The sequence below is a fragment of the Moorena sp. SIO2C4 genome, assembly GCF_010672485.1.
Classification (GTDB): Bacteria; Cyanobacteriota; Cyanobacteriia; order Cyanobacteriales; family Coleofasciculaceae; genus Moorena; species Moorena producens.
Map to the genome: position 1 here is coordinate 1 of NZ_JAAHGN010001269.1, position 1,923 is coordinate 1,923.

Consider the following 1,923-nt stretch of genomic DNA (forward strand, 5'->3'; position numbering starts at 1 on the left):
CTACTTGAGGTACTTTTGAATAAAATAATAACCTGACGGCTGATAGCTGATAGCTGTTCGCGTAGCTTCCCAGGGCTGTTTCATTCCCAAAATTATTGCAAAAGTGCCAAAAGTGTGGGGATGTTGTTGCTAATTAATCTTTGAGCAATAGTCACAGATGAAAAACCGTTACTACGTAGTAGATTAATAACAATGCTACGAATAATGGACATATTGGCAGGAGCGTGGGCTGCTTTGATGGAGGAACGGTCTTCTTTAAAAACCACATCTTTTGACCAATGCAAGCGATTTTCAATTCCCCAATGTCCACGAATGCCTTGTGCGAAAATCTCAGCATCAGCGACCAAACTACTGATGTAGTAAGCAACCATTACATATGCTTGTCTACCTCGCTGTCCTGTTCTTTCAACCTTAATTAGGGTTTTCAAGCCAATCCATTGGTTAGTGATACCAGTCAAATCATCAAACACACTGATACGTCTTTTGGTGAGGCGACCATGTTTTTTCTCGATGCTAGTATGAGTTGTCAGGGGCACTGCTGATTGTGTATTGACTTGAATCTGTTGATAGAGCTTGGGCTGATTATTTTTTACCGCGATGGCATAATGATTCCCACTGTTGATAATTAAGTCGCAGGTTTTTTTTGGCAGTGTAGAGAATCCAAGCTCAATACTGCTTGTTCTAAGTGAAGTGTCTTAATCAAAGCTTGAACTGTACTGATTTCACTGCCATGTTTGTTCTCGAACTGATTTTGAGTTAATACTAAACCCTGATCATGAGTGAATACCGACACCACGCAAATAAAATTCTGATATTTGGTGTTGCTATTGCTCACTGTGCCTCTGATCCTTTTGCCATCAATGCTTAACCATTCTCCAGGACTGATTTGGATATACTCTGATGCCCAACGCAAGAAAGACCTTGGCAAAGTTATCAAAATCTATACCCATCATGACACGACGTATGGTGGAGTAAGATGGCACACGCCCTTTTGGTATTTTCAAGGCTTCGATTAAATCTTCTCGGTGACGTTGTGCAAAATCTCCCAGGGCACGGTAACCCAAGTATCCACTCATTGTTCCCATGATGACTATTAGCAGTACCACCCACAACGGATGTCGTCTGCCGTCAGTAGTACGAAAATCCCTTACTTCACCGAGTCTTTCAATCAAAGAAGAGCTCATTGTTTTGATTATCTTACAACATTCTCTTAGTATATGGGCTTAATGAGGGAATGAAACAGCCCTGGGGCTAGGGGGGCGAAATCAACTTAACGACGTAAATCCTGTGATAACTGATAGCTGATAGCTTACCGAACTTGCACCTCAAGTAGCGTGGCCTACGGCCAATCGCCTTTGGCGCGCCAGAGCCGAACGCATTATCGTCACACAACTTTAGACGTAGCTTGATGACTACACTTACACCGTCGTGAGTTAACTCTAGCAGGATTGAGAGTTGCCTCATAGTCATAACAATTGATTGCTTCTTCTGTTAGCGCCTTTGAGGGATGTACTGTACATTTGAGGCGATAATCTCCAGTAAAAAAGGCGCAGCGACTACAGGGAATTTGATGCAATTGTCTCAGATGAGCGACACCGTCTCGAAACGTCGCCCGAATTCGCCATAAAGCTATTCCGATTAATGTCCAAGCAGCTATGCAGCACAGAAACGTTGCCAAATGTTGAATAACCTGAGAAATAAGTATCTGGAACATGGTTAACTACTAACTAATAGGATTTCAATTTATGGATGCTACAGATAGTTTAAGTATTCAGCCATCAGCTATCAGCTGATGGCTGATAGCTGAATGCTTACCTAAGTACTAATTGCTAATGGCTCAGGGACTGGTGATGATAGGGATTCCCAAAACCGGATGATTTGCCGTCCTACTCGATTGGGATGGAAATAGTGGCAAAAGTGACA

The 1,923-nt window shown here is 42.5% G+C and carries 2 protein-coding genes and 1 pseudogene; all 3 read right to left on the bottom strand.

What is annotated here, in order from left to right:
• Nucleotides 1-92: 92 nt before the first annotated feature.
• The 3 genes and pseudogenes from F6K20_RS36480 to F6K20_RS36490 all read right to left on the bottom strand — a co-directional run bounded on the left by F6K20_RS36480 (nt 93) and on the right by F6K20_RS36490 (nt 1,714).
• Nucleotides 93-937 (bottom strand): annotated as a pseudogene (locus F6K20_RS36480) (ISAs1 family transposase).
• A complete protein-coding gene (locus tag F6K20_RS36485) occupies nt 858-1,184 on the bottom strand; it encodes an ISAs1 family transposase (RefSeq protein ID WP_008188398.1) in 327 nt (108 codons plus the stop codon). The pseudogene F6K20_RS36480 and the gene F6K20_RS36485 overlap by 80 nt, the downstream one beginning before the upstream one ends.
• 200 nt (nt 1,185-1,384) lie before the next feature.
• Nucleotides 1,385-1,714, bottom strand: coding sequence for a hypothetical protein (locus tag F6K20_RS36490; protein WP_071986944.1), 330 nt, complete (start codon nt 1,712-1,714; stop codon nt 1,385-1,387).
• Between the last annotated feature and the right edge of the window lie 209 nt (nt 1,715-1,923).

Bases quoted from the DNA above. Each gene is read 5' to 3' on its own strand.
- F6K20_RS36490 (WP_071986944.1), bottom strand. From the start codon at position 1,714: ATGTTCCAGATACTTATTTCTCAGGTTATTCAACATTTGGCAACGTTT.
- F6K20_RS36485 (WP_008188398.1), bottom strand. From the start codon at position 1,184: ATGAGCTCTTCTTTGATTGAAAGACTCGGTGAAGTAAGGGATTTTCGT.